The organism is Zoogloea oryzae, from assembly GCF_030161255.1.
GTDB lineage: Bacteria > Pseudomonadota > Gammaproteobacteria > Burkholderiales > Rhodocyclaceae > Zoogloea > Zoogloea oryzae.
In genome coordinates this window covers 1-1,070 of record NZ_BSPX01000214.1, presented here as the reverse complement: position 1 = coordinate 1,070, position 1,070 = coordinate 1, and the positions used below count along the sequence as shown (strand labels likewise).

General features: G+C 35.7%; 1 pseudogene. It reads right to left on the bottom strand.

Going from position 1 to position 1,070, the window contains the following annotated elements:
• A pseudogene (locus QQK25_RS24805) lies at nt 1-390 on the bottom strand (ATP synthase subunit b); the annotation flags it as partial.
• Nucleotides 391-1,070: the final 680 nt, after the last annotated feature.

Below are 1,070 nucleotides of genomic sequence, written 5' to 3'. Positions count from 1 at the left end.
TCTTTCTTTCATCGCTTCAAACATGCCGATATTAGCACGGATAGTACGTAAATGCAACTCGCTGTCCAAACAACTATTAAGAGTGCCTAGGGCTCCTTGTAAAGCTTGTTGAAAAACTCTTTGACGCACTTGATTAATCGCTCTTTGTTGTTCAAATTGAATGGTTTCATTTTTGTCCTTTTCTAATCGTTCCAAATTTGTAGAAATTGAATTGATCAACTCACCCTTTTTTCGTTCTATCTCAGAATATCCATTCACTCGAAACTCATCTGCTTCCGTTTCTACTTTTCGTAAACGGGCCCGGGCTTTGTCCAGCTGTTCGATAGCCCCTTCCCGCAGTTTTTCTGAATTTCTAATAGTACGCAAGATTCTCTGTTTTCGATTATCTAATAAATCACTTAATGAAAGTAGATTATCTTCTCCTTCATTTTAAAAATCCCATCATCTCTTCCCAAACCAAACATGAATTTTTCAATTCATTTGGCTCTCACGCTCCATTAGTTATCGGTCATTCAATAACTCTATTGAATGTAATGAGCCTATCCTCTCTTCTCTGTTCTATCTAAAATCAAAATAATTGATCCAAGACCCGAATATTCGGAGGACTCTTCCGACCATCAAACCTCTTTAATGATCAGCAAAGTTATGTTTTTTCATAATTTGAATCCATTTCATTTTCTTTAAATCCAAAAAATGCTTCTTACTTTATACTCTAGGTTGTCGATTAGGCATTAGATAAAAAAAAGCTATCCTTTTTTTTTGAATAGTTCCCATCATTTTCCCTATATGAGTGTTCTATATCGGATCAATTGCAACGATTCATTTTGAAACCAATTCGATACTAATCTAATATAGTGGTAGAAAGAGTACCGATCGTACCGTACGCCTGGACTTCAAACAATTTAGTTTTAACCATGGTAAGGTTCCCCATTAGTGGTTGATAGAGAATCAAAGTTAATTTACCCAACGAGTCACGAAAGGCTATGGTTCAGACATATTATTTCCGAACTGATTCAGAAGTAATTCGCGAGATCGTGCACCTTTTTTTTTCCCAGTTCTAAAGAAAAACA